The organism is Actinomycetospora lutea (assembly GCF_028737205.1).
Classification (GTDB): Bacteria; Actinomycetota; Actinomycetes; order Mycobacteriales; family Pseudonocardiaceae; genus Actinomycetospora; species Actinomycetospora lutea.
In genome coordinates this window covers 14,841-35,547 of the sequence record NZ_JAQZAL010000012.1, presented here as the reverse complement: position 1 = coordinate 35,547, position 20,707 = coordinate 14,841, and the positions used below count along the sequence as shown (strand labels likewise).

General features: G+C 75.7%; 20 protein-coding genes. 10 read left to right on the top strand and 10 right to left on the bottom strand.

Features of this window, described 5'->3' with window-relative positions; all coding sequences use genetic code 11:
- Window positions 1-12 precede the first annotated feature (12 nt).
- The 5 genes from PHK61_RS14690 to rsfS form a co-directional block, all read right to left on the bottom strand.
- Window positions 13-2,433 (bottom strand): ComEC/Rec2 family competence protein, encoded by a 2,421-nt coding sequence (locus tag PHK61_RS14690; RefSeq protein ID WP_274281740.1) that lies wholly within the window; start codon window positions 2,431-2,433, stop codon window positions 13-15.
- Window positions 2,430-3,497 (bottom strand): ComEA family DNA-binding protein, encoded by a 1,068-nt coding sequence (locus PHK61_RS14685; protein WP_274281739.1) that lies wholly within the window; start codon window positions 3,495-3,497, stop codon window positions 2,430-2,432. The genes PHK61_RS14690 and PHK61_RS14685 overlap by 4 nt, the downstream gene beginning before the upstream one ends.
- 151 nt (window positions 3,498-3,648) lie before the next feature.
- Window positions 3,649-4,413 carry a diglucosylglycerate octanoyltransferase gene (octT, locus tag PHK61_RS14680; RefSeq protein ID WP_274281738.1) on the bottom strand — a complete coding sequence of 255 codons (765 nt, stop codon included), beginning with the start codon at window positions 4,411-4,413 and terminating at the stop codon, window positions 3,649-3,651.
- Window positions 4,410-5,024, bottom strand: coding sequence for a histidine phosphatase family protein (locus PHK61_RS14675; protein ID WP_274281737.1), 615 nt, complete (start codon window positions 5,022-5,024; stop codon window positions 4,410-4,412). Before PHK61_RS14675 ends, octT begins: the two co-directional genes overlap by 4 nt.
- A complete protein-coding gene (rsfS, locus tag PHK61_RS14670; protein ID WP_274281736.1) occupies window positions 5,021-5,419 on the bottom strand; it encodes a ribosome silencing factor in 399 nt (132 codons plus the stop codon). Before rsfS ends, PHK61_RS14675 begins: the two co-directional genes overlap by 4 nt.
- 112 nt (window positions 5,420-5,531) lie before the next feature.
- On the opposite strand from rsfS, the gene PHK61_RS14665 reads away from it, so the two are divergent.
- Entirely contained in the window at window positions 5,532-6,689 is a 1,158-nt protein-coding gene (locus PHK61_RS14665; protein ID WP_274281735.1) for an FIST signal transduction protein, read from the top strand.
- Window positions 6,690-6,771: 82 nt separating this feature from the next.
- Window positions 6,772-7,188, top strand: coding sequence for a TIGR03618 family F420-dependent PPOX class oxidoreductase (locus PHK61_RS14660; protein WP_274281734.1), 417 nt, complete (start codon window positions 6,772-6,774; stop codon window positions 7,186-7,188).
- A gap of 4 nt (window positions 7,189-7,192) precedes the next feature.
- Here PHK61_RS14660 and PHK61_RS14655 read toward each other — a convergent pair whose 3' ends face one another.
- Window positions 7,193-7,441, bottom strand: coding sequence for a hypothetical protein (locus PHK61_RS14655; protein WP_274281733.1), 249 nt, complete (start codon window positions 7,439-7,441; stop codon window positions 7,193-7,195).
- Window positions 7,442-7,674: 233 nt separating this feature from the next.
- Between PHK61_RS14655 and PHK61_RS14650 the strand changes: the two genes are divergently transcribed.
- A complete protein-coding gene (locus PHK61_RS14650) occupies window positions 7,675-7,815 on the top strand; it encodes a hypothetical protein (protein ID WP_274281732.1) in 141 nt (46 codons plus the stop codon).
- Between the two features lie 19 nt (window positions 7,816-7,834).
- Here PHK61_RS14650 and PHK61_RS14645 read toward each other — a convergent pair whose 3' ends face one another.
- The 4 genes from PHK61_RS14645 to PHK61_RS14630 all read right to left on the bottom strand — a co-directional run bounded on the left by PHK61_RS14645 (window position 7,835) and on the right by PHK61_RS14630 (window position 12,068).
- Window positions 7,835-8,893, bottom strand: a complete 1,059-nt coding sequence (locus tag PHK61_RS14645; protein WP_274281731.1) for a DUF6777 domain-containing protein — start codon at window positions 8,891-8,893, stop codon at window positions 7,835-7,837.
- Between the two features lie 113 nt (window positions 8,894-9,006).
- The gene (nadD, locus tag PHK61_RS14640) at window positions 9,007-9,642 is read right to left on the bottom strand and encodes a nicotinate-nucleotide adenylyltransferase (RefSeq protein WP_274281730.1); all 636 of its coding nucleotides are present in this window, start codon (window positions 9,640-9,642) and stop codon (window positions 9,007-9,009) included.
- Window positions 9,643-9,670: 28 nt separating this feature from the next.
- Window positions 9,671-11,185 carry a VWA domain-containing protein gene (locus PHK61_RS14635; protein WP_274281729.1) on the bottom strand — a complete coding sequence of 505 codons (1,515 nt, stop codon included), beginning with the start codon at window positions 11,183-11,185 and terminating at the stop codon, window positions 9,671-9,673.
- Between the two features lie 55 nt (window positions 11,186-11,240).
- Window positions 11,241-12,068: an AAA family ATPase gene (locus tag PHK61_RS14630; RefSeq protein ID WP_420791392.1), complete on the bottom strand. Its 828-nt coding sequence runs from the start codon at window positions 12,066-12,068 to the stop codon at window positions 11,241-11,243.
- Window positions 12,069-12,148: 80 nt separating this feature from the next.
- Here PHK61_RS14630 and PHK61_RS14625 point away from each other — a divergent pair, with 80 nt between their 5' ends.
- From PHK61_RS14625 to PHK61_RS14595, 7 genes are all read left to right on the top strand, one after another.
- A complete protein-coding gene (locus PHK61_RS14625; protein WP_274281727.1) occupies window positions 12,149-13,759 on the top strand; it encodes a hypothetical protein in 1,611 nt (536 codons plus the stop codon).
- Between the two features lie 249 nt (window positions 13,760-14,008).
- The gene (locus PHK61_RS14620) at window positions 14,009-16,138 is read left to right on the top strand and encodes a RecQ family ATP-dependent DNA helicase (protein WP_274281726.1); all 2,130 of its coding nucleotides are present in this window, start codon (window positions 14,009-14,011) and stop codon (window positions 16,136-16,138) included.
- A gap of 132 nt (window positions 16,139-16,270) precedes the next feature.
- The gene (locus tag PHK61_RS14615) at window positions 16,271-16,591 is read left to right on the top strand and encodes a DUF3040 domain-containing protein (protein ID WP_274281725.1); all 321 of its coding nucleotides are present in this window, start codon (window positions 16,271-16,273) and stop codon (window positions 16,589-16,591) included.
- A gap of 63 nt (window positions 16,592-16,654) precedes the next feature.
- Window positions 16,655-17,548 (top strand): MOSC domain-containing protein, encoded by an 894-nt coding sequence (locus PHK61_RS14610; RefSeq protein WP_274281724.1) that lies wholly within the window; start codon window positions 16,655-16,657, stop codon window positions 17,546-17,548.
- A gap of 33 nt (window positions 17,549-17,581) precedes the next feature.
- On the top strand, window positions 17,582-19,087 hold the full coding sequence (locus tag PHK61_RS14605) for an acyl-CoA synthetase (RefSeq protein WP_274281723.1): 1,506 nt from the start codon (window positions 17,582-17,584) through the stop codon (window positions 19,085-19,087).
- Window positions 19,084-19,782 carry a ComEA family DNA-binding protein gene (locus tag PHK61_RS14600; protein ID WP_274281722.1) on the top strand — a complete coding sequence of 233 codons (699 nt, stop codon included), beginning with the start codon at window positions 19,084-19,086 and terminating at the stop codon, window positions 19,780-19,782. The genes PHK61_RS14605 and PHK61_RS14600 overlap by 4 nt, the downstream gene beginning before the upstream one ends.
- A 166-nt stretch (window positions 19,783-19,948) precedes the next feature.
- Entirely contained in the window at window positions 19,949-20,593 is a 645-nt protein-coding gene (locus PHK61_RS14595; RefSeq protein ID WP_274281721.1) for a hypothetical protein, read from the top strand.
- Window positions 20,594-20,707 lie beyond the last annotated feature (114 nt).

Sequence of the window (20,707 nt, the reverse complement as noted above, 5' to 3'; positions counted from 1 at the left end):
CGGGAACACCGCTCACCGCTTCCGCGGATCGGGGCGCGGGTCGCCGCGCGCGACGACGCCGGGGCCGGCGCGCGGGCCGGCGCCGGCGACCACGGCCAGGTCGCCCGACTCGTCGGTGCGGCGCACGAGCGCGCCGGTGCGGGCGAGCAGGCCCACCACCTGCGGGTTCGGGTGCCCGTAGGTGTTGCCGCGCCCGACGCTGACCAGGGCGAGCGAGGCGCGGGCCGCGGTCAGGAAGGTCGGCAGCGACGACCGCGACCCGTGGTGAGGCACCTTGAGGATCTCCGCGTGGAGATCGGCGCCCGACCCGAGCAGGGAGGACTGCGCGGAGAGCTCCGCGTCGCCGGGGAGCATGACCCGCCCCACCGGGGTGTGCGCGCGGACCACCACCGAGGTGTCGTTCACCGCGGACCCGTCCTCGCCGTCGACGAACGCGGCCGGGCGCACCGGGCCCAGCACCTCGAGCACGAGTCCCGGCCAGCGCAGGACGGTGCCGCGCGCGAGGCCGACCAGCGGGGCACGCGCCGCCGCCGCCCGCCGGGCCACCTGCCCGAGCGTGTCCGCCGGCTCGCGGGCCGGGCCCAGCGCGACCCCGCCGACCGACCGTCCCGCGAGCGCCCCGGCGAGCCCGCCCACGTGGTCGGCGTGCAGGTGGGTCAGCACCACGAGCGCCAGCGAGCGGACCCCGAGCCGCACCAGGCACCCGTCGATCGCGCCCGCGTCCGGGCCGACGTCGACGAGGACCGCCCGGCCCGGCTCCCCCGTCGCGAGGACCAGGGCGTCGCCCTGGCCGACGTCGCAGGCGACGAGGGTCCACCGCGCGGGCGGCCAGCCCGGTGGTGCGACGCGGGTCGGGACGAGGACCAGCAGCGCGCCGACGAGCACCGCGGCGACCACCGCGCGCAGCCGCCGCCAGCGCAGCGCGGCCCCGACCAGCACGACGGCCGCGGCGAGCGCGAGCGCGCCCGGCACGCCGGCCGGCCAGTCCAGCGTCGCACCCGGGACCGCGGCGCACCGGCGCGCCACCCAGACCAGCCACGACACCCCGGGCCCGGCCGCCCCGACGAGCGCGTGGGCGCCCGCGGTCCACCACGGCGCCACCGCCGCGGCCGTCACCCCGAGCACCGTCACGGGGGCGATCACCGGCGCGGCGACCAGGTTCGCGACGACCGCGACGAGGCTGACCTCGCCCGACAGCCCGGCGATCACCGGCGCGGTCACCACGTGCGCGGCCACCGGCACCGCCAGCGCCTCCGCCACGCCCGGCGGCACCCGGCGCGCCCGCATCCGCGCGACGAACCCGGGCGCCAGCAGCACCAGGGCCCCGGTGGCGAGCACCGAGAGCGCGAACCCCGGATCGGTCGCCAGGCCCGGGTCGACGAGCAGCAGCACGATCACCGCCGCGCACAGGGCCGGCACCACCGAGCGCCGCCGACCGACCGCGAGCGCCAGCACCGTGACCCCGCCCATCACGGCCGCGCGCAGCACGCTCGGCGAGGGCCGCGCGAGGACCACGAAGCCGATCAGCGCCAGCCCCGCCAGCACCGCCGCGGTCCGTGGACCCAGCCGCCCCAGCCGCGCGAGGAGCAGCACCGCCCCGCACACGATCGCCACGTTCGTGCCGGACACCGCCGTGAGGTGCGTGAGGCCGGCGGTGCGGAAGTCGTCGGCGAGCCCCGGGGAGACGCCCGAGGTGTCGCCGACCACGAGCCCCGGCAGCAGGCCCGCCGGGTCCTCGGCCAGCACGGCACGCGCCGCGTCCCGCAGGCCACCGCGCAGGTCGCCGGCGACCCGCTGCACTGCGGGCACCGGGCCCACCGCGCGCGGGGGTCCGCGGACCTGCAGCACCGCGACCGTGAGGTCGGCGCGGTCGGGCGGGCCGAGCCGGCCCCGTGCGCTGACGAGCTGGCCGGGCAGCAGGCCGGCCCAGTCCTCGGCCGGCGCGAGGAGCACCACGCGACCGCCGGCACGCCAGCCCGGTCCCGCGCCGACCTGGCCGCCGACCAGCTCCCCCCGCACCACCACCCGCCCCGGGCCCGGTACCGAGGACCGGACGGGCCGGGGGTCGGCGGTGACGACGAGGTCGAGGCGTGCCGACACCCCGGCGCCGGTCGCCGGGCGCAGCGGGTGGCTCGCCACCGCGAACGCCCCGAGCCCGGCCACCAGCCCCACGGCGGCCGTGCACCCGCCCGCCGCCACCACGACCGCGCGCAGTCCGGGGCGCCCCGGGCCGCGACGACCGGTGGCCCGCCGGGCCGCGATCACGGCCGCCACGGCGGCGAGCGCGACGAGCACGAGGGCGGCGCCCCACCCGGCCGTGAGCGCCGCGATCGCCACACCCCACGACGCCAGCGCCGCCGGCACGAGCCGCAGATCGGGCGGCGCGGGCGGCGGCTCCTCCGCCGGGTCGCCGCGCGCGGGGCGGCCGCTCACACCGTGACCAGGTCGCGCAGGGTCGCGAAGCGGGCGTCCCCGATCCCGCTGACCTCCTGCAGCTGCTCGACCGCGCCGAAGCGCCCGTTCTGGGTGCGCCACTCGAGGATCCGCTGGGCGGTGACCGGCCCGACGCCGGGGAGCTGGTCGAGCTGCTCCAGCGTCGCGGTGTTGAGGTTCACCGGCCCGCCGGGCGCGGCGGCACCGGCACCACCGGAGCCACCGGCACCACCGCCCGCCGGTGCGGCACCCGCCGAACCCGCGGCCGGGGCCGCCGCGGCCGCCGCCGGCACGCCCACGACCACCTGCTCGCCGTCGGAGAGACGCGCCGCGAGGTTGAGGCCGGTCATGTCCGCGTCGGGTGACGCCCCGCCCGCCGCGTCGACGGCCTCGCCGACGCGGCTGCCCGGCGGGAGCCGCACGAGCCCGGGGCGCGCGACCTTCCCGGACACCGAGACCACGATCGGTCCGGTGTCGGCCGCCGGGCCGCCCGGGAGGACCGGCACCGGCGAGGGCGCCACGGGCGCGCCCGCCACCAGCGGCAGCGCGGGCACCGGCTCGGCGACCGGACGGTCGGACCACACCCCCACCGCGGCGACCACGGCCGCGACGGCGGCGACCGCCGCGAGGGCGAGCCCTCCGGTCCGGCCCGGGTCCCACCGCGCGCCCACCCACGACGACGGCAGCCAGCGCGTCACCCACCGCCGTGCGCGCTCACCCCGCTCCGGCGGGTCCCACGCGCTGCCCCGGCGCGCGCCCGGGAGCGGCTCGTCGTCCTCGTCGTCCCACCACGGGTCATCACGCGCCGGCCGGTCGTCCCGCGCCGGCGGGTCGTCCCGCACCGGTTCCCGCGCCCGGACCGGCGCCTGCGGTCCCAGACGCAGACGCGCGGCCGGCGTGCCCGGCGCCGCTCCGGGCCACCCGACCCGCGCGCCGTCGTCGGACGCCGGCTCCCCGACCTCCACCGCGTCCCGCCCGCCCCAGCCACCGGCACGGCCGCCGCCCCCGAGGGAGCGCAGGCGGGCGCGGGCGTCGTCGGTGTCGGGCGGTGCGGGACGGGCCATGCGCGGGACGCTAGGAATCGCCCCGACCAGCAGCCCAGGACCGGGCGCGCGCCTGGGGACAACCCCACGGGGTGGGGACGGACCGGCGCCGCGCCCGCGTCGGGAGTCGCCGGAGCAGACGAGGACGAGCGGCCGACCGGCGGAGCGTCGCTCAACGACCCAGCGCTGCCGCCACCTCGGTGCCCACGGCCTCGCCGACCGCCTCGTGCGCCGACCAGCCCCAGTGGATGCCGTCGGGGTTGCCGTGCCCGCCGAGCACGTGGTCGGCGACGAGCGGGGCCGGGTCCACCAGCCGCACCCCGCGCTCGCCCGCCCAGGCCGTCATCGCCGTCACGTGCCGGTCGCGCCCCGCGTGCACGCCGCCGTAGAACGGGGACCGGTGCACCGCGGGCAGCATCCCGACCACGGGCAGGCGGGGGATCAGGGTGGTCACCGCGACGCGCAGGCGCTCGAGGTGGCGCACGGTCTCCCCCGGCGGCAGCGCCACCGGGCCGGCGCGTCCGAGCACCCGCGCCGCGCGCGGCACCACCCACGCGTGCGCGTCCCGGGCCGCGTGCCGGACACGCGGCGAGTGCACCGCCGGGATCAGCTCGCGCAGCGCCGTCGGCACCGGCGACGGGAGCGTGTCCATCCCGCCGACCCCCAGCACGACGGCGTCGGCGTGGCGCAGCGACGCCCAGATGCGCGGGTCGCCGATCATCGCCCGCCAGGCGTGCCGCGCGGTCCACCCCAGGCCCGCGTGCAGCTCGGCGCGACCGCCGGCCACCCGCCCGGCGACGTGCGGCCACAGGCGGGGCTCGTCGGCGGGCTCGGCGCGGTCGGGACCGTGGAAGGACAGGGAATCGGCGAGGACGACGAGGACGGGAGCGGTGTCGAGGGCCGAGCTCGGCCGAGCTCCGTCTCCCCCGGACGTCACGCCGCGAGCCCCCAGGCGCGCAGGCGCCAGCGATCGAAGCGACGCTCGAGGATCGCCCACGCGCAGTTGTGCAGCGGCTGGAGCGAGTGCCACGCCGAGACCGGCCAGCCCAGCGTGGACGCCGTCAGCGCGCTGATCGTGCCGCCGTGGGCCACGACCATCGCGGTCTGCCGCTCGTCACTGCCGGCCAGCTCCTCGTCCAGCTCCGCGAGCACCGGAAGGGCGCGTTCGGCCACCGCGACCCGGGACTCCCCGCCCGGCGGCGCCCACGCGGGATCGCTGCCCCAGGACGAGAGCCCGCCGGGCCAGCCGGCCTCGACCTCGGCGCCGGTCAGGCCCTCCCAGTCGCCCAGCGACGTCTCGCGCAGCCGCGGCTCGGGGCGCGGCACCAGCTCGGCCTCCTTGGCGACGGCCTCGGCCGTGCGCCAGGCGCGGACCTGGTCGGACGCGACGAGCAGCGCCGGCGCGTACGCCGCGAGCAGCGGCGCGGCCGCGAGCGCCTGGGCGCGGCCGACCTCGTCGAGATCGGGGTCGAGCCGTCCCTGCATCCGGCTCTCGGCGTTCCACAACGTCCGCCCGTGCCGGGCGAGGACCAGCCGGTGCAGGCTCACTCGCCCGCGGTGGTCTGATCGGCGGGCGGCCCGTGGACCTCGGCGGGCAGCGGCACGGCCGGGCAGTCCTTCCACAGCCGCTCCAGGCCGTAGAACTCCCGCTCCTCGGTGTGGAAGACGTGGACGACGATGTCGGCGAAGTCCAGGAGTACCCAGCGGGCCTCCTGGGTGCCCTCGCGGCGCACCGCCTTCGCGTCGAGGTCGCGGAGCTTCTCCTCGACGCTGTCGACGACGGCCTGCACCTGGCGCTCGTTGGGCGCCGAGGCGATGACGAACGCGTCGGTGAGCGGGAGCCGCTCGGACACGTCGATGGCGACGACGTCCTGCGCGAGCTTGTCGGCGGCGGCGAGTGCGGCGGTCTCGGCGAGACGGCGCGCGCGATCGGTGACGGCCACGAAACCCTTCAGGGGTCGACGACAACGGCGCTGGCGATGGTACTCGACTCCACCCCGTGGTCTCTCCGTCGCGACCGCCCACGCCGTCGGGGCCGCGGCGCATACTGGTCCGATGTCGCACTACGGGGACGGGCTGGCCCAGGGTGCCGACCTGGTGGCCGCCGCCGAGAACGCCGTCGCCCAGGCCACGGCCCCGCTCGGGGGCCGGCGTCCCGACCTGCTCGCGGTCTTCGTCTGCCACCCCGACCCGGACGTGGTCGCGCGGGCCGGCGAGCGGGCGATGGAGGTGGCGGGCGCGCGGGTCGCCGTCGGCTGCAGCGCCGGCGGGGTGATCGGCGACGGTCGCGGTGTCGAGGCGCAGCCCGCGGTCGCGGCGTGGGCGGGCGCGCTGCCCGACGCCACGCTGACCCCGTTCCGCCTCGACGCGAGCCGCACCGAGACCGGCATCGTCGTCGGCGGGATGCCGCAGCGCACCGACGCCGACGAGGTCGCGCTGGTGCTCGCCGACCCCTACACGTTCCCGATCCAGGGCTTCGTCGAGCAGTCCGCCGAGGCGCTGCGGGGCCTGCCGCTGGTGGGCGGGCTCGCGTCGGGTCCGGGCGGGGCCGGCGCGACCCGGCTGTTCCTCGACGGCGCCGTGCACGAGCGCGGCGTCGTCGGCGTCACCATCGGCGGCGACGTCCGGGTCCGCACGCTGGTCAGCCAGGGGTGCCGGCCGGTCGGGCCGGCGATGACCGTCACGGCCGCCGAGGGCCCGCACCTGCAGGGCCTCGCCGGGCAGCCCGCCTACCGCAAGCTCGAGCAGATCGTGGGCGAGCTCGACGAGGCCGAGCAGCAGATGGTGGCGCAGGGTCTGCACCTCGGCGTCGTGATGGACGAGTACGCCGACGACCACCGTCAGGGCGACTTCCTCATCCGCGGCGTCGTCGGCGCCGACCCCGAGCAGGGCACCGTGACGGTCGGTGACGTCGTGGAGGTCGGGCGCACCGTGCGCTTCCAGGTCCGCGACGCGGCGAGCGCGGACGCCGACCTCGACTGGCTCATGACGCGGCACCGCGGCGACGGCGACACCGCGGGCGCGCTGCTGTTCTCGTGCAACGGGCGCGGGCGGGCCATGTTCCCCGACGCCGACCACGACGTGGTCGCGGTGCGGCGCGGGCTCGGCCCCGAGGGCGTCGCCGGGTTCTTCGCCGCCGGCGAGATCGGCCCGGTCGCGGCCCGCAACCACCTGCACGCGTTCACCGCGTCGGTGCTCGCGTTCGGCAGCTGAGGGACCCCTCGCACGGCTCGTCGGCGCCGGTCCTACCGTGGTGGGCGCCCGCGAGCCCACCACGGAGGACCACGATCGCGCGATGAGCGTCGAGCCACGGCCGGACGTACGCCTCCCGGAGGACGTCGTCTCCCTGCTCCGCAGCCCGACCACGTGCTTCGTCGCGACCGTGCGGCACGACGGGTCGCCGGAGACCACCGAGAGCTGGGTGGACACCGACGGCACCCACGTCGTCCTCAACGCCGTCGAGGGCCTGCAGGACGTCGAGAACGTCCGCCGGGACCCGCGCGTGTCCGTCGCGATCGCCGACACCGGCCGGCCGGGCCGTTACGTGGCGGTGCGCGGCCGCGTCGTCGAGGTGACACCGCACGGCGCCGCCGAGCACATCGAGTCGCTCGCCCGCCGCTACCTCGGCCGGCCCTACCCCTGGCACCGCCCCGACCAGACGCGGCTGATCCTGCGGATCGCGCCGACGGCCGTGCACCGCCCCGGCTCCTGACGCCCTAGCGGGGCCCCGGCTCGCTCACGGTGGCGAACGGCGAGGTGGCCGACAGCCCGAGCAGGTCGGGGCGCACGAGCGCCACGCCGAGGACGGCGAGCATGGCCACGAGCAGCACGATCGTCGACATCAGCAGCGCACTCGTGCTCCGCCGCGCCGGCGCCGGGGGCGGCACGACCGGCAGCGGCACCGAGCGCGGGCGGGCCACCTCGGGGTCGGCGGGCCACGGCCCCCAGCCGTCCGCGGCCCCCACGGGAGCACGCGCGGGGGCTCGATCCGGGCGATCGGGATGCCGTCGGTGCGCGCGAACTCCCCCGGGGCGTCGGACCAGGCGGGCGCACGGTCCCGGAGGGTGACCAGGGCGACCCGCGGCGAGGGCACCCGGATCGGACCGGTCGGCGCGTCGTCGACCGCGACGTCCTCGACGACGGGCGCCTCGAGCTCGCCGGCGTCCTCCACGCGGTGCCGGCTCACGACGCGACCGAGGTGAGCGAGCAGCTGCCGGACGGCGAGGTCCACGCGCTCGGGGACCCGGTGAACGTGACGGGCGAGCCGCCGGTGGGCGTGACGACCAGGTCGCCGCCCTCCATCGCCCACGACCCGGCGTCGCCGGCCGCCGAGGTGTAGGTCCCGGCGCCCGACAACGTCAGGGTCCAGGTCGCGAACCGGCACCCCGTGCGGTGTAGTCCCCGGACGGCGCACTCGCCGACGTCGTCGTCGTGCTCGACGGAGGCGTCGTGGTCGTCGTGCCCGTGGTCGTCGTGCCCGTGGTCGTCGTGCCCGTGGTCGTGCCGGACGTCGTCGGACCCGTCGAGCCGACCGCCGCCGGCGGGCCCTCCGACGTCGGGCCCGCCGCCGGGTCCGGGCTCTCCGGCACGACCGCCCGCACCGACGCGTTCTCGGTGTCCTCCTCGCCGTCCGAGCCGTGCGGGCGGTCGTGCCCGCGGCCGGTGTGCACGTCGATGATCGTGAGGTCGGTGGTGACCTGCGTGGTCCGGTGCGTGATCACGGTGATCGAGGTGGACGTGAACGAGGACCAGCGCGGGCCGACGTAGGCGACGGTGCGCAACGACTGCGCCGCGGTGAGCGGGTTGCCGCAGGCGCAGCGGGTGACGAGGTTGCCGTGCTGGTCGACGAGCACCGCGGTGCCGGCCTGCAGGACCGCGGGCCAGGACGTGACGTGGCCGCCGGCCCAGCCGTGGTTGGTGACGTAGGTGTCCGAGCGCAGGACCACCGAGGTGAGGCCGTCGACGTAGCTCGACACCGTCGAGGCGGAACCGTCGCGCAGACCGAGGACCGCGGCCCAGCCGGCGGCGCGGTCGGGGTGCTCGCCGAGGAAGCGGCTCAGGCGCGCCCGGTCGCACACCGCGGTGCTCCCCGACCCGCCGTAGAGGCCCGGCGTGGTGCCCGACCAGCTGCCGCCGGTGTGGGCGACCGGGCGGACGTCGGGGACGTCAGTGCCGACGCTCGCCATGAAGGGGTTGGCGCCCGCGGTGGCCACCGGCTCGAGCGTGACGTCGGTCGGCGCGGCCAGCTCCCGGGCGACGACGACGCCCCCGAGCGCGGCGACCAGCACCGCGAGCACGACGACGGCGACGAGTGCTCCCCGCGAGGTGCGTCGCGGTGCTGGTCGCCGCGCTGGCTCGACGGCGACGGGCGGCGGCATCGGCACCGAGATCACTCCCCCGATGGGTGCCGCACCCACGGACGGGCACGGCGTTCGGGACGGATCTCGGTGGGTCGACGCAGCGTGTTAGTCACCGCGCCGTCATGTCACTCGTCCGTGTCGCGGTGCGTCCGGACGGAGGACGCCGACGGCTACTCGGAGGCCACGTGCTCCGTCGGCCCGAGCACCCATCCGTGTCCCCGCGGCTGGTAGAGCCCGCGCTTGGCGATGTACTGCACGACGCCGTCGGGCACGAGGTACCAGACCGGCTCCCCCGCGGCGACGCGTTCCCGGCAGGCGGTCGACGAGATCGCCATGGCCGGCACCTCGAGGAGGCTGACCGCGCCGCGCGGGAGGTGGTCGCCGTCGAGCTCGAAGCCGGGCCGGGTGACGCCGACGAAGTGGGCGAGCCGGAACATCTCGTCGGCGCGGTGCCACGACAGGATCTGCTCGAGGGCGTCGGCGCCGGTGATGAAGAAGAGCTCGTCGTCGGGGAAGATCTTCGCGAGGTCGGCGAGGGTGTCCACCGTGTACGTCGCGCCCTCGCGGTCGACGTCGACGCGGCTCACGGTGAACCGCGGGTTCGACGCGGTCGCGATGACGGTCATGAGGTAGCGGTCCTCGGCGGGGCTGACCGACTCGCTGTCCTTGCGGTAGGGCTGCCCGGTGGGGGCGAACACGACCTCGTCGAGCGCGAACCGGATCTGCGCCTCGCTGGCGGCCACGAGGTGCCCGTGGTGAATGGGGTCGAAGGTGCCGCCCATGACCCCGATCCGGCGGCCGCTCATCCGTTCAGCCTAGATCGTCGCGCGCGGCTCACACCGGCAGCAGTCCCGACACCACACCGGCGAGCTGCGCGGCGGTGCGGCACTCGTGCATGGGGACGACCTGCCCGTAGCTGCGGGCCGCCGAGTCGCCGGTGCCCCACTGGGCCTGGGGCTCCGGGTTGAGCCAGTGCACGTGGCGGGCCTGCTCGGCGAGGGTGCCGAGGACGCCGAGGTTCGGGTCGCGGTAGTTGGTGCGGGCGTCGCCGAGGACGAGCAGGGAGGTGCGCGGGCCGACCACGTCGGGCCAGCCCTCGCGGAAGCGCCCGAGCGCCGAGCCGTAGTCGCTGTGCCCGTCGAAGGCGATGAGCCCGGGGCGGGCGGTGATCTCGGCCATGACGCCGCCGAGGTCGGCGTTGGGGCCGAACAGGTCGGTGACCTCGACGCACCCGTCGACGAAACAGAAGATCCGGATGCGGGAGAACTGCTCGCGCAGGGCCTGGACCAGCATCATCGTGAAGTGGCTGAACCCGGCCACCGACCCCGACACGTCGCAGAACAGCACCAGCTCGGGGCGCCCGGGCCGGGGGCGGCGGAACGCCGGGCGCATCGGCACGCCGCCGGTGGACATCGACCGGCGCAGCGTGCGGCGCAGGTCGATGGGGCCGCGGCGGGCGCGACGGCGGCGGGCGGCGAGCCGGGAGGCGAGGGGGCGCGCGAGCGGGGCGACGCGGCGGCGCAGGTCGGCGAGCTGCTCGGAGTTGGCGGTGAGGAAGTCGACCCGGTCGCCCTGCTTCGGCACGCCGGTGCGCGCGGCCGCCTCCCGCCCCCGAATCTCCGCGCCGCGCCGGCGGGCCTCGTCGGTGACCATGCGCCGGAACGACGAGATCCGCTCGCGGACCTGGCGTCGCAAGACCTCCTCGGCGAACGGGCTGTCCCCGTCCGCGTCGGTGTCCCCGGGTCGAGCTCCGCTGCGCTGCGTCTCCCGCCCCCGGCGCAGATCGGCGAGCACCCGCGCCAGCAGCGTCTCGGGGCGCACCGCATTGAGCGCCTGGTATGCCGACCACGTCGACGGGCGCCCGCCGCCGCCCTCTCCGCGGTCGCCGCCCCCGCCGCCCTGGCCCTGGCCCGGCCCGCCCTGACCCTGCCCGCCCTGCCCCTGGCCGCGTCCGACGGCACCGAGCCCGTCGACGATCGCGCGGGCGAGCTCGGCCATGGCGGCGGTGTCGCCGTCGCGCAGCAGGCCGGCCAGCAGGTCGCGCAGCGCCTCGACGTCCACCGACCCGTCCTCGGCGTAGGGCAGCGCGACCTCGCCGAGCGCGGCACCCTGCCCGAGCGGGAACCACAGGTCGAACAGCGCGTCGAACACCGCCCGCTGCCCCGAGCGGCGCAGCATGGCCGCGGCGAGGCCCTCGCGCAGCTGCTCGCGCTGCAGGAGGTCGAGCTCGGCGACCACCGCGGCGGCGTCCACCGACTCCCCCGGCCCCACCGCGATCCCGGCCCGCCGCAGCGCGCCGACGAAGTCGACGAGGTGGGCGGGCAGACCGCCGGTGACGACCGGACTCATGGTCCAGCTCCCCTATCGGCGTGCTCCCCTGAAAGCTTCGCGTCCGGGCTCATGATCAGTTCAGCCGCAGCTCGGCCATGGCGCGCTGGGCGTCGGCCTGGTGCTTGAGGACGACGCCGAGGGTGGAGCGCACGGTGTCGTCGTCGAGGGTGTCCAGGCCCAGCGCGAGCAGCGTGCGGCCCCAGTCGATCGTCTCCGACACCGAGGGCGCCTTGCGGAGCTGGATGCCGCGCAGGACGCCGACGATGCGCACGAGCTCCTCGGCGAGGGCCTCGGGCAGCTGCGGCACGCGGGTCAGCACGATGCGGCGCTCGAGCTCGGGGTCGGGGAAGTCGAGGTGCAGGAACAGGCACCGGCGCTTGAGCGCCTCGGACAGCTCGCGGGTGGCGTTCGAGGTGAGCAGGGTGAACGGGCGCTGGTTCGCCGTGATCGTGCCCCACTCGGGGACGGTGACCTGGAAGTCGCCGAGCACCTCGAGCAGCAGGCCCTCGACCTCGACGTCGGCCTTGTCGGTCTCGTCGACCAGCAGCACGGTCGGGTCGGTGCGCCGGATCGCGGTGAGCAGCGGGCGCGGCAGCAGGAACTCCTCGGAGAACACGTCGTCGCGCGTCGCGTCCCACGACTCGCCCTGGCTCGCGGTGATGCGCAGCAGCTGCTTGGCGTGGTTCCACTCGTAGAGCGCGCGGGCCTCGTCGATGCCCTCGTAGCACTGCAGGCGCACCAGCCCCGAGCCCGTCGCGTCGGCGACCGCGCGCGCCAGCTCCGTCTTCCCCACGCCCGCCGGGCCCTCGACCAGCAGCGGCTTGCCGAGCCGGTCGGCGAGGAAGACGGTCGTCGCGACCGCGGTGGAGGGCAGGTAGCCGACGTCGGTGAGCCGGGTCATGACGTCGTCGACGGAGTCGAACAACGTCTTCTGGCCGACCGGCTCGGTGCTCACGCGCCGCATCCTGCCTCGCCCGCCCCGTGTTGTCCCGGCGATGTGGTCGACGCCTGCGGCACGCTGATCGCTCATCGATCGACCGCGGGCTGCGTGCCGAGCAACCTCTCCGCGTTCACCTCGTTGAACGTGAGGTGAACGTGAAGCCGTCCGGAACCGCACCACGGTTGCTCCTGGTGGTCCTCGTCACGGTGGCCGTGGCTCTGACTGCCCTGTCGGTCGTCATCGCCCTCGTCCGCCCGACACCTCCGGGGCTCTGGGCCTACGTCGACGTGCTCGAGCCCTACAACCTCCCGACATGGTTCGCGGCAACGACCCTGCTCCTGACCTCCCTCGGTTGCCTCGCGAACGGGCTGGTCGCCGGAGAGCGTGGCCGGTCGGCCACCCGGCTGTGGGTCGGGGCCGCGACGGGAGCGGCCGCGGCATCGCTGTGCACCACGACCCGCCTGCACACCCGCCTCGACGGACTCGCCCGTCAGGTGGTGGGGACCAACCCTCTGACCACGGACTGGCTCCTGACGGCCGTCGTGGTCGGTGTCCTGCTCGCGGTGCCGTTCGCGCTCCTCGCCCGGCGCCTACGAGATGGTCGATCGATGATCATCGCCGTGGTGACGTTCGCCGCCGGCGCTCTCGGCAGCGAGCTCGTGGGCCGGAGACTCGGCGACGACGCACGATTTCTCGGAGCGGTCGCCGAGGGGCTGCAGGCGATCGGGGCAGCCCTGCTCCTCATGGTCGTCGTGGTCGCGCTCCACGCGACCCGGCGCGGACGAGAGCTCCGCGCGACGTCCGACCTCAATGACGAACGCCCGCGGGACCTCGCTGCGACGCCGAGTCGTCGGACGGTCTGGTCCATCGTGATCGCCATCACGCTGGTCCTGAGCGCGCTGAGCCTGGCCGTGAACCTGGCGATTCCCACTCCCGGCCCGAAGCTGGCCCAGTGGGTCGGCTATCTCGACGTCAACAGTGAAGGAAACTTGCCGACCTGGTGGAGCATCGGCCTCTTGGTGACGGCGGCCGCCGCGCACCTGGCGGCCGGCATCGCCGGAAGGGTGGCGGGTGCCGGCGGCTCCGTCGGATGGCTGGTCACCGCCACGATCTTGGCAGGCATGTCGTTGGACGACATGACCTCGATCCACGAGCGGGTCGGCGACCTGGTCCGCCCCGAGGGAGCCGCGGCCTCGGGGGACCCGGCAGGTGACTTCTCCTTCTTCTGGGTGGTGCCCGGCGCCGGTGTCGCACTCGTGATCGCGATTGCCGTTGGTCTGCTCGCCCTGACGTTGCACGGCCGACCTCGGCGCCTGCTCGTGACAGGGCTCGGCGTGCTGTTCTTCTTCGCCCTCGGGCTCGAAGGTGTCCAGGGCGCAATCCTCGCGAGCGGGGGCGGCGGGCGGGTCCTGGAGGTGGTGGCCTATCACGTCGAGGAGCTGGGCGAGAACCTCGGCGCGCTGCTGCTCCTCGGTGCCGCCACGAGCGCGCTGGCCCTCCGGCGTCGCGAGCGTGGCCTCGATGTCCGCTACACCGGCGTGCTCGGCGTCGCCTCCGAGGTCGCCGACGACGGCCCGGCAGACGCGGACATCACCGAGCGGCCGACCGAGGCCATCCCCGTGGTTGCCCACCACCCCGTCACGCGTCCCTGAGCCGCTCGTCGAGATACTCGGGCGTTCCATGACACGTGCGGACCGACCGGCCGTTGCGATCGTCCCCGCCGAGGGGACGTCCGCGCCGGACGGCCAGCTCCCCGGGTCCCGGAGCGAGGAACGCAGGAACGCGCCTTCGCTCACCGCGAGGACCCTGACACCGGCCCGCGACGCGCCACCACCCCCGGGAGGTCCGCAGGGGTGGACGTCCGGCCCCACGCCGTCGGACCCCTGTGCTTTCGTGGAGCCATGACGGCGACCACCGACCTCCGCGCGGACGCCGAGGCCACCCTGCAGCGCCTCGCCGGCCCCGACGCCGCACTACGCGAGGACCAGTGGGCCGCGATCCACGCGCTCGTGGCCGAGGGGCGGCGCGCGCTCGTCGTCCAGCGCACGGGGTGGGGCAAGAGCGCGGTCTACTTCGTCGCCACGGCCCTGGTCCGGCAGCGGGGCGGCGGCCCGACGGTCATCGTCAGCCCCCTGCTCGCCCTCATGCGCAACCAGATCGACGCGGCCGCCCGGGCGGGCATCCACGCGGTGACGGTCAACTCCGCCAACACCGACGACTGGAGGGACGTCTACGCCGAGGTCCAGGCCGGCGCGGTCGACGTGCTGCTCGTCAGCCCGGAGCGGCTCAACAACCCCGAGTTCCGCGACCAGGTGCTCCCCGAGCTCAGCCGCACCGCCGGCATGCTCGTCGTCGACGAGGCGCACTGCATCTCCGACTGGGGGCACGACTTCCGGCCCGACTACCGGCGGCTGCGCACCCTCATCGCCGAGCTGCCCGACGGCGTGCCCGTGCTCGCCACCACGGCGACGGCCAACGACCGGGTGACCACCGACGTGGCGGACCAGCTCGGGGTGTCCAGCAGCCACGACCACGCACTGGTGCTGCGCGGCGAGCTCGACCGCGAGTCGCTGCGCCTCGGGGTGCTGCCGCTGGACAAGGGGGCCGACCGCTTCGCCTGGCTCGCCCAGCACCTCGACGACCTGCCGGGCTCGGGCATCGTCTACACGCTGACCGTGAGCGCCGCCGACGAGCTCGCGGCCTTCCTGCGCGAGCGGGGCCACGCCGTCGCCGCCTACACCGGCAAGACCGACCCGGCCGAGCGCGAGCGCGCCGAGGACGACCTGCTGGCCAACCGCGTCAAGGCGCTGGTGGCGACGAGCGCGCTGGGCATGGGGTTCGACAAGCCCGACCTCGGGTTCGTGGTGCACCTCGGCGCCCCGCAGTCGCCGGTGGCGTACTACCAGCAGATCGGCCGCGCCGGCCGTGGTGTCGAGCGCGCCGAGGTGCTGCTGCTCCCCGGTCCCGAGGACCGCGACATCTGGGCCTACTTCGCCTCGCTGGCCTTCCCCGCCGAGCCGCAGGTCCGCGTCGCGCTGTCGGTGCTCGGCGACGCCGGGCGCCCGCTGTCCACCGCGGCGCTCGAGCCCCGCGTGGAGCTCAGCCGCGGGCGCCTCGAGATGATGCTCAAGGTCCTCGACACCGACGGCGCCGTGCGGCGGGTCAAGGGCGGCTGGGAGGCCACCGGGAGGCCGTGGGAGTACGACGGCGCCCGCTACACCGGGCTCGCGAAGGCCCGCCGCGCCGAGCAGCAGGCGATGCTCGACTACATCGCCACCGACGGCTGTCGCATGGAGTTCCTGCGCCGCCAGCTCGACGACCCGGGCGCCGCCCCGTGCGGACGCTGCGACAACTGCACCGGCCGCCACGCCGACCCCACGATCGGCGAGGACGTCCGCGTGCAGGCGCAGACGACGCTCGACCGCCCCGGCGTGCCGCTGGCGCCCCGCAAGCAGTGGCCCAGCGGCATGGACGCGCTCGACGTGCCGCTCAAGGGCAAGATCGCGCCCGGCGACGCCGCCGAGGAGGGCCGCGCGCTGGGCCGGCTCACCGACGTCGGCTGGGGCCCGCGCCTGCGCCCGCTGCTGCGCGCCGACGACCTCGTGCCCGACGCCGCGGTCGACGCCGTCGTCGAGGTGCTCAAGGGCTGGGACTGGGCGCAGCGCCCGGCGAGCGTCGTGTGGCTGCCCTCGCGACGGCGCCCGGTGCTCGTCGAGAGCTTCGCCCAGCGCATCGCGCGCATCGGGCGCCTGCCGCTGCTCGGCGCGCTGGCCGACACGGCTCCCCCGATCTACGAGGACCCGGAGGACCCCGACAACGGAGCGGAGCCCGAGCAGCCGAACTCCGCGCAGCGCCTCGCCGAGGTGTGGTCGCGGCTCGCGGTGCCGGCGGGCACGGACCCGAGCGCCGGGCCGGTCCTGCTCGTCGACGACGTCGCCGACTCCGGCTGGACGCTCACGGTCGCGGCCGCCCTGCTGCGCCGCGCGGGCGCGCCGGCGGTGCTCCCGCTGGTGCTGGCCACCACGAACTGATCCGGTCCTCGTCGGCTTCTCGCCCTGCTCTCAGGCCCCCATCAGCCCCGCCGCCGAGACTCGAGGGCGAATCGTCGGGATCGCCCCTTTCCCGGCCTCGCTGCGCCCTCCCGCCGACGAGAGGACCCGAGCATGACGACGCCTCGCCTGCCCGAGCCGTCCGACGAACCGCGCCCGCTCTCCGATCACGAGAAACGCGCCCTCCAGGACCTCGAGCACCGCCTGGCCGACGACGACCCGGCGCTGAGCATGAGCCTGCGCCGGTCCGCCGCCTGGCGCGAGCACCTCCCGGACCGGACGCTCAACCTGGCGATCCAGGTCGGGGTCGTGCTCGTGCTGCTCGTCGTCGTGCTCCCGACGCCGTGGGCGACGGCCATCGTGGTGGTCACGCTCATCGCGGTACCCGGCGCGCTCGCGGTGATGGCGGCCCGGCGCGCAGAGCGCGACCCCTGAGAGCCCGCGACCCGACCGGACGGCCGGTTCCCGTCGCCGTGTCCGGGGTGGTATGCCCTGCGGGTGACGATCGCCGCGCTGTTCCGCTACCCCGTCAAGTCGATGCTCGGAGAGTCCCTCAGCCGTGCCGTGGTCGATGAGCGGGGGGTCGCGGGCGACCGCGCCTACGCCGTCCTCGACGTCGAGTCCGGCATCATCGCGAGCGCCAAGGTGCCGAAGCGGTGGGCGAAGCTGCTGGAGTTCTCGGCGGCGTTCGCGGGCGAGCCGGTGGTCGGCGAGGCCGCCCCGCCCGTCGTGATCACCTTCCCGGACGGGTCGACCCGGCGCAGCGACGACCCGGACATCGACCAGGCCCTCTCCGACGTCCTGGGCCGCGAGGTCCGGCTGGTGACCACCGCGCCGGACGCGGCCAAGTTCGAGGAGCTGTGGGCCGACCTCGACGGCCTGGACCGGGAGAGCCTGGCCCCCGAGCACATCATCGACGCCACGACGTCGCGCCAGGAGGACACCGGCGAGGCCATCAGCAGCTTCGACGTCGCCGCGTTCGCCCCGCCCGGGCGGTTCTACGACCTCGCCGCCCTGCACGTCGTCACCGAGTCGACGCTCGCCCGGCTCGCCGAGCTCGCCCCCGAGAGCGACTTCGACGTCCGCCGCTACCGCCCCAACATCGTCCTCGCCGACACCGAGCCCGGGTTCGTCGAGAACGACTGGCCGGGCCGGGAGATGACGCTGGGCGACGACGTGCGGGTGTCCTACACCTTCCAGACCATGCGCTGCGTCATGACCACGATGGCCCAGGGCGACCTGCCCGACGACCGCGACACCCTGCGCACGGTGGCGAAGAACAACCGGATCATGATCGAGAAGCCCGAGGTCGCGGGCAAGTGGGCCTGTGCTGGGGTGTACGCCGACGTGAGCGCCGGCGGCGAGGTCGCCGTCGGCGACGCCCACGCCTGACGCACCCGGTCCACCCCGAGGAGACCAGCACCCGTGGACACCCGCTCGAGCACCGTCGACGGCGTGCTCGCCCGCAGCGCCCGCCGCGCCCCGCACCGCGTCGCGCTGCACTTCTCGGACCGCACCTGGACCTACCGGGAGCTCGACGACGCCGTCACCCCGGCCGGGTTCCTCGCGGAGCTCGGCGTCGGCGCGGGCGACCGCGTCGCCACCTACGGCAAGAACTCCGACGCCTACCTGCTCGCGTTCCTGGGCTGCTCGCGGCTCGGCGCGGTGCACGTGCCGATCAACTACGCGCTGACCGGCGAGGAGCTCGGCTACCTGGTCGAGCAGTCCGGCAGCCGCCTGCTGCTCATCGACCCGGCGCTGGCCGGCCCGGTGGACGCCCTGCCCGAGCAGCCCAAACAGGTGGTGCCGCTGCGCGACGCCCCCGGCTCGCTGCTCGACCGGGCCCGCACCGGGGACATCCCGGAGCTGACGACGACGGTCGCCGACACCGACCTCGTCCAGCTGCTCTACACGTCGGGCACCACGTCGCGGCCCAAGGGCGCGATGATGACCCACCGCGGGCTGGTGCACGAGTACGTCTCGGGCGTGCACTCCCTGGCGATGTCGCAGGACGACCGCCCGCTGCACCCGATGCCGCTCTACCACTCGGCGGGCATGCAGCTCTTCCTCATGCCCTACCTGATGGTCGGCGCGACCAACCACCTCATGGAGGCACCGGACATCCCCGAGATCCTGCGCCGGATCGAGGCGGACGGCATCGGCGCGATCTTCCTGGCGCCGACCGTGTGGGTGCCGCTGGTCAACCACGCCGACTTCGGCACGCGCGACCTCGCCAGCCTGCGCAAGGCGTTCTACGGCGCCTCGATCATGCCGGTGCCGATCCTGAACAGGCTGCGCGAGGCGCTGCCCGCCCTCGGGGTCTACAACTGCTTCGGGCAGTCCGAGATCGGCCCGCTGGCCACGGTCCTGCAGCCCGAGGAGCACGACGAGCGCCCCGAGTCGTGCGGGCGCCCGGTGCTGTTCGTCGAGCTGCGGGTGGTCGACGACGACGGGCACGACGTCGAGCCGGGCGGCACCGGCGAGGTGGTGTACCGGTCGCCGCAGCTCTGCGAGGGCTACTGGGACAAGCCCGAGGAGACCGCCGAGGCCTTCCGCGACGGGTGGTTCCACTCCGGCGACCTGGTGCGGATCGACGAGCAGGGCTACATCACCGTGGTCGACCGGATCAAGGACGTGATCAACACCGGCGGGGTGCTGGTCGCGTCCCGCGAGGTGGAGGACGCGCTCTACACCCACGAGGCCGTCGCCGAGGTGGCGGTGATCGGCACGCCGGACGACCGGTGGATCGAGGCCGTCACGGCGTTCGTCGTCCCGAGGAGCGAGGTCTCCGCGGACGAGCTGATCACCCACGTCCGCGGCCGGCTCGCGGGCTACAAGACGCCGAAGCACGTCCACTTCATCGACGAGCTGCCCCGCAACCAGTCGGGCAAGCTGCTCAAGCGCGTCCTGCGCGACCAGGTGCCGGGGTGACAACCCCGGCGCCGCCGCACTCCGGGAACTGGTTCACCCGCGGCGGCTGGTGGTTCTTCGTGCACGTGCTCAGCATGGGTCTCCTGCTGCCCGTGCCGCTCGCGCACGCGGCCGTGCGGACCCGCCGGGCGCCCTACGTCGCGCTCACCGTCGCCTCGGTGGTCCTCGTCGTCGGGTCGTTCGCGCTGAACCAGGCCGCCGACCGCACGCCGGACGGGCAGTACCACGGCCTCGCGTCGGCCCTCTCGTCCCTCGGGCTGGTCACCGGCCTCATCGGGGGCCTCGTGCTGCTGATCCTCATCCGCCCGCGGGTCTTCCCGCGCCCGGCCCGGCCCACCGGGTGGGACCGGCCGCCGCCGGACCCCGCCATCGCCGCGGTGCTGGCCGCCCGCGACCGCCGCGCCGAGGCCCGGCGCCTGGCCGCGGAGGACCCGCTGCTCGCGCGCGAGCTGCGCATCGGGCGCCCGGACCTGGCGCGCACCTACGACGACGGCGGCCTCGTCGACCTCAACACCGCGCCGGGCCCCGTGATCGCCCGGACCCTCGGCATCGCCCCTGTCCACGCCGAGCGCATCGTCGGGTGCCGGGCGGCGGCCGGCCGGTTCGCCGCCGTCGACGACGTCTTCGCCTGGGCGGACCTGCCCTACGAGGTGTGGGACCAGGTCCGCGACCGGGGCGTGGTCCTGGGTCGCTGACGCTCACCCTGCGCAACCGGTCGGCGGCCGTCCGCACCGGCGCTACCGCCGGCAGCCCTGGTGGGTTTCACTGAGGGTGAGCAACCACAGGGGGGACGTCCATGAGCCGCGAGAAGGACCGACGCACACCGCTGCCCCAGCTCGTCGTCACGCCCGGCGGGTCCGGGTGTTCGCGCCCGAGCTCGTGAAGGACCGCAAGGACCTGCAGGAGACGGTCGTCCGCAGCGACCTCCGGTACCAGAACAACGGGCCCGAGGACTCCCTGTTCTGGACGATGACGATCCTCGGCGGCATCGGGCTCCCGCTGCTGCTCGGGACGTCCCTGCTGAGCTACGTCCTCTGGTTCGTCGCGGGCGTCGTCGGCGGCTTCGTCGTGGGCGGGATCATCGCCGGGATCATCGGCCCGGACCGGGAGAAGGAGTACCGCGAGGACCACCGCGACACCGACCCCTGGGCCGAGATCCCGGCCGACGACCCGCGGGCCACGGTGTGCTCGCTCGCCGAGGAGATCGCCTCCACCCTGGCCTGGCAGGACGGGATCCTCGACGCGCCGCGCCACCTGGCCGCCATCGTGTGGTCCGCCGTCTCCAAGGACGCCGCCCACAGCACCGACGAGGACGCCGAGGACGTCGCCGTGGTCACCGAGAACCTGCGCGAGCTCCTGCGCGTCGCCCGCGATCTCGACCACCGCCGCGAGTACGGCACGGCCGCGGTGCACGAGCGGATCAGCGCGAAGGAGCCGACCGCACGGGCCCGCGCCCTGTCCGCGGAGGCCCTCGAGAACGGGCGCGCCACCCGCGACCTGCTCTGAGCCCCCGACCCGTGTCCGCGGGACCACGGGTCGCCCGGGCCCGACGGCCGCATCCCCCGCCGTGCCCCGCGTCCTCCTCGTGGGCAACCGATCGGGGGATGGGCGTGCGCCACG

Bases quoted from the DNA above. Each gene is read 5' to 3' on its own strand.
- PHK61_RS14635 (WP_274281729.1), bottom strand. From the start codon at position 11,185: ATGAGTCCGGTCGTCACCGGCGGTCTGCCCGCCCACCTCGTCGACTTC.
- PHK61_RS14685 (WP_274281739.1), bottom strand. From the start codon at position 3,497: ATGGCCCGTCCCGCACCGCCCGACACCGACGACGCCCGCGCCCGCCTG.
- PHK61_RS14620 (WP_274281726.1), top strand. From the start codon at position 14,009: ATGACGGCGACCACCGACCTCCGCGCGGACGCCGAGGCCACCCTGCAG.
- nadD (WP_274281730.1), bottom strand. From the start codon at position 9,642: ATGAGCGGCCGCCGGATCGGGGTCATGGGCGGCACCTTCGACCCCATT.
- PHK61_RS14660 (WP_274281734.1), top strand. From the start codon at position 6,772: ATGAGCGTCGAGCCACGGCCGGACGTACGCCTCCCGGAGGACGTCGTC.
- PHK61_RS14665 (WP_274281735.1), top strand. From the start codon at position 5,532: ATGTCGCACTACGGGGACGGGCTGGCCCAGGGTGCCGACCTGGTGGCC.
- PHK61_RS14630 (WP_420791392.1), bottom strand. From the start codon at position 12,068: ATGACCCGGCTCACCGACGTCGGCTACCTGCCCTCCACCGCGGTCGCG.
- PHK61_RS14615 (WP_274281725.1), top strand. From the start codon at position 16,271: ATGACGACGCCTCGCCTGCCCGAGCCGTCCGACGAACCGCGCCCGCTC.